The organism is Mycobacterium sp. (assembly GCF_049683355.1).
GTDB lineage: Bacteria > Actinomycetota > Actinomycetes > Mycobacteriales > Mycobacteriaceae > Mycobacterium.
This window is the reverse complement of sequence record NZ_JBAUJB010000093.1, coordinates 1-3,912: the sequence shown is the minus strand read 5'-3', so window position 1 is coordinate 3,912 and position 3,912 is coordinate 1. Positions and strand designations below refer to the sequence as shown.

Below are 3,912 nucleotides of genomic sequence, written 5' to 3'. Positions count from 1 at the left end.
CAGCTGGGATCTATTCTGAGCTCCATCCGAGACCGTGGTGGTAGCGCCAACGTTGATTCGATCAAGCAGACAAAGGAGTAAGTAATGGTGTCTCACAGGACTTTTGCGGGGCGGATGTTGCTGGCGGCCGTCGGCTCCGGTGCTGTGCTGTTCGGGACCGCGGTGTCCGCGAGCGCGCAGCCGGCACCGCCGAACTGCACCGCGGCTGATCTGGCGGGCATCATGTCCGGCGTCACCGCATCCACGTCGGCCTACCTGTTCACCCACCCGCCGGTGAACGACTTCTTCACCAATCTCGGCAAGGTGCCCAACGACCAGAAGCGCGAAGCGCTGGCCAGTTACCTGGACGCCAACCCGCAGGTGAAGGCTGACCTCAGCGGCATCCGTCAGCCAGCGAAGGACTTCCGTGCCCGTTGTGGCGGCGGCCCCGGTCCGCTGGCTGAGGTCGAGGGCGAGGGCTGAGCCCCGCCCTGGTTTCGCCGGACGGCAGAGCGGGAGATCAGCGATGCGAGTTCATTTCCTGCTCTTCGCACCCATCATCGCGGTCGCCGGCCTGACCGTCGCACCGACCGCAGCGGGCGACTGCACCAGCGCCGGCGGAACGACGATCTGCGCTCAGGGGGAGTCCCGCGGTGCGGACACCGGTGATGGTCCCAGCGGTTCCGGTCCTTACGTGCCCTATCCGTGCGAATATGACTGGAACTGCAACGACTACTACGGGTGGGAATGGGATCTGGACCTCGATCCCGGTCCGGGTATCGGTTTGGGTGGCGGCGGTTGAGCGATCACGGGTGCGCTGGTGCCCAGCAGCACTGCCCCGGAACCGACCGCAGCCAGCAGCATGCGTCGCGCGTAAGTCCTGTGGGACACCGTGGGTCGCTGTCGGGGATCACCGCCGCGACGTCGGCGTATCTCTTCACCCATCCGCCCGTCAACGACTTCTTCACCACGCTCAAGGACGTTCCGGCCGAAGAGAAGCGGGAGGCGCTGCAGACCTACATGGATGCCAACCCGCAGGTGAAGGCCGACCTGACAAGTATCCGTCAGCCTGCCGCCGACTTCCGGAACCGCTGCGGCTGATCAGCGCTGGCCGACGGCGTCCGCGAGTGCTGACGGCAGACCCGGCACCCGTCCGACTGCGTCGAGAAGTCCGTGTGCGCAGAGGTCGGCGATGAAGTCCGCGTCCAGCGATGCATCGATCAGCCGCTGCCTGCACAGCTCGAAGGTGAACGCCAGCCAGCCGTAGACGGCGGCCCGCAGGTCCCGCTCCACCTTCGAATCCAGTGCGCCACCGGTGGTCTCGGTGATGCGGTCGATGATGCGGTTGGCCTGCCTGTCGTTGTCGACGTCCTCGATGCCGCGCAGCACCGGGTCCGACCGCCCCATCCCCATGTACGCGGCCCAGGCGCCGTGCGGATGCTGTTCGTCGTACTGCAGATAGGCCAGCACACCCGCCCGGACCTGCCCGAACAGCGTCAGACCGGGCTCGGGCGGGGTGTTGGTGGCCTGGAACAGTCGCTCGCCCTCGGCGCGCACGACCGCGGCGAAGAATGCCCGTTTGTCGGGGAAGTAGTGGTACATCAACGCGCGGGAGACGCCGGCGCGCTCGGCGATCTCGTCGATGCGCACCTCGTCGTAGGGTCGCTGGCCGAACACCTCGGCACCGAGTGCCAGCAGTTCGTTGCGCCGATCTTCCGGTGAGAGACGGCGCCGGGATTCAGGCATGAGCCCATCCTACTTGACACATGTAGAACAGCCGCGGAGGCTGGAAACATGACCGCTGTAGACCACCGGGGGTCTTATCCCGCGTTGCCGCATCCTCGCCGCCGGGTGCCGTTGCTGGGTGACGTGCTGGCGTTCGACGCGGACAGCCCGTCGCAGTCGACGATGGCACTCGCCGCGCTCGGTCCCGTCTTCGAGTTCCGTTTCCTGGGAGCGCGCTACGTCGTGGCCGCGGGTCCGGATGCCGTTCTCGAGCTCAACGACGAAAGCCGGTTCTGCAAGCATGTCGGCGCCGACATCGACGCGTTGCGCCTTCTCGGGGGCGACGGCCTGTTCACGGCCTACAACGACGAACCGAATTGGCAGAGAGCCCACGATGTGCTGATGCCGGCGTTCAGTCAGCAGGCGATGCGGCGCTACCACTCCATCATGTTCGACGTCGCCGACGAGCTCACTGCCCGCTGGGATCACAAGGCCGCGCGCCGTGCGACGGTCGACGTGTCCGTGGACGCCACCCGGGTGACGCTGGAGACGATCGGACGCTGCGCGGCCGGGCATCCGTTCGGATGCTTCGAGTCCGAGGCCGTGCACCCGTTCGTCGAGCACATGGTGGCGGGCCTGAAGGGCTCCGACCGCGTGGGTGTGCTGCGGGAGACGTTCCTGCCCGGTTTCGTTGCGCAGCGGGCCGAGCGCCCAGTGCGTCATCATGCCGCGAAGTTGCACGCGATCGCTGACGAGATCATCGCCGAACGCGTGCGCGACGGCCTCGGGCAGCACGACGATCTCCTCGAGCTGATGCTGGCCTCCGATCTGCAGCTCGCCAACATCCGTTACCAGCTGATCAACTTCCTGGTTGCGGGGCATGAAACCACCTCGGGGGCACTGTCTTTTGCGCTGTACTATCTGTCTCAGCATCCGGAGGCGGTGCAGAAGGCGCGTGCGGAGATCGCCGAGGTGTGGGGCGACGACGATCGCCCGGACTTCGAGCAGATCGCCAAGCTGCGTTACGTGCGAAGGGTTTTCGACGAGGCATTGCGGCTTCATCCCACGGTCCCCGGGTACTACCGGGCAGCGCGCGAGAACACCGTGCTCGCCGGTGTGCACCCGATGCGCAAGGGCGACTGGGTGCTTGCGCTCGTCGGGACTCTACATCGCGATCCGCGCTGGGGGCCCGATCCCGACGCGTTCGACCCGGACCGGTTCGCGCCCGAGAAAGTCAGGGCCCGCCCGGCAGGCTTGTACAAACCGTTCGGGACCGGCCCGCGCTCGTGCATCGGGCGCCAGTTCGCGTTGCACGAAGCCGTGCTGCTGCTGGCGGTGCTGCTGCGCCGCTACGAGCTGATCGCCGACCCGGAGTATCAGCTGCAGATCACCGAACGGTTGACGGTGATGCCCAAGGACTTCCACCTGTCGCTGCGCCGCCGCTAGCCCCTTACTGTTGGGAGAGGGCGCCCCCAGTGATGGTTACTTTCGACTCTTTCAGCGCGTGGGACGCACGTTCAGACTCACAGCCGCTCAGGTCGCGCGTAACGCACGCTGGTACCGGCGCATCCCGGCAATCCAGCGGTCGTAGTCAGAGCCCTTCTGCCGGTACATCTCCAGGACCTGTGGGTGGGGCAGCACCAGGAACCTGTTGTCTTTGATCGCGTCGACAGTCAGCGACGCGACGTCCGACGGCGCGAGCACGTCCCCGGACTGCAGGATGGACTGCGCGCCGGCGCGGGCACCGGGATCGGTCTCTGCTCGGATTCCGTCGAGCAGCGGGGTGTCCACGCCCAGCGGACATACGCAGCTGACGCCGATGCCGTCGTCGCCGTAGGTGATCGCCAGCCACTCGGCGAACCCCACGGCAGCATGTTTGGTGACGGCATAGCCCGCGGCGCCGATCTGCGACAACAGCCCGGCTGCCGAAGCGATCGATACGAAGTACCCGGTGCCGCGGGACTTCCACTGAGGCACAAGAAGTTCCGCCGCCCGCACGTGGGCGCGCAGATTGACAGCCAGGATCCGGTCCCAGTCGGAGTCGGTGCCGATACCCCCGGCGCCGGTGATGCCCGCGTTGGCGACGTAGATGTCGACGGGCCCGAACTCACGCGCAGCCAGGGTCGCCAACGCCTCGATGCCCTCGGTCGTCGCGGCGTCGGCCTGCAGGGCCACCGCGGCGCCGCCGGCGGAGCCGATCGCTTCGGC

The 3,912-nt window shown here is 67.0% G+C and carries 6 protein-coding genes; 4 read left to right on the top strand and 2 right to left on the bottom strand.

From position 1 onward, the window contains the following. The first annotated feature begins 84 nt into the window (after positions 1–84). The 3 genes from WA944_RS05785 to WA944_RS05775 all read left to right on the top strand — a co-directional run bounded on the left by WA944_RS05785 (position 85) and on the right by WA944_RS05775 (position 1,080). Entirely contained in the window at positions 85–462 is a 378-nt protein-coding gene (locus WA944_RS05785; RefSeq protein ID WP_163888588.1) for a heme-binding protein, read from the top strand. A 43-nt stretch (positions 463–505) separates the two neighbouring features. Then, positions 506–781, top strand: coding sequence for a hypothetical protein (locus WA944_RS05780; RefSeq protein ID WP_526368658.1), 276 nt, complete (start codon positions 506–508; stop codon positions 779–781). Between the two features lie 80 nt (positions 782–861). Further along, positions 862–1,080 carry a hemophore-related protein gene (locus tag WA944_RS05775; protein WP_526368660.1) on the top strand — a complete coding sequence of 73 codons (219 nt, stop codon included), beginning with the start codon at positions 862–864 and terminating at the stop codon, positions 1,078–1,080. Here the strand turns inward: WA944_RS05775 and WA944_RS05770 are convergent, their stop codons facing one another. Continuing rightward, a complete protein-coding gene (locus WA944_RS05770) occupies positions 1,081–1,725 on the bottom strand; it encodes a TetR/AcrR family transcriptional regulator (RefSeq protein WP_526368662.1) in 645 nt (214 codons plus the stop codon). It lies immediately after the preceding gene. Positions 1,726–1,773: 48 nt separating this feature from the next. On the opposite strand from WA944_RS05770, the gene WA944_RS05765 reads away from it, so the two are divergent. Next, positions 1,774–3,150 carry a cytochrome P450 gene (locus tag WA944_RS05765; protein ID WP_526368664.1) on the top strand — a complete coding sequence of 459 codons (1,377 nt, stop codon included), beginning with the start codon at positions 1,774–1,776 and terminating at the stop codon, positions 3,148–3,150. Between the two features lie 87 nt (positions 3,151–3,237). Here the strand turns inward: WA944_RS05765 and WA944_RS05760 are convergent. Continuing rightward, positions 3,238–3,912 (bottom strand): SDR family oxidoreductase (locus WA944_RS05760; protein ID WP_526646534.1); only part of this gene is annotated, 675 nt, incomplete at its 5' end.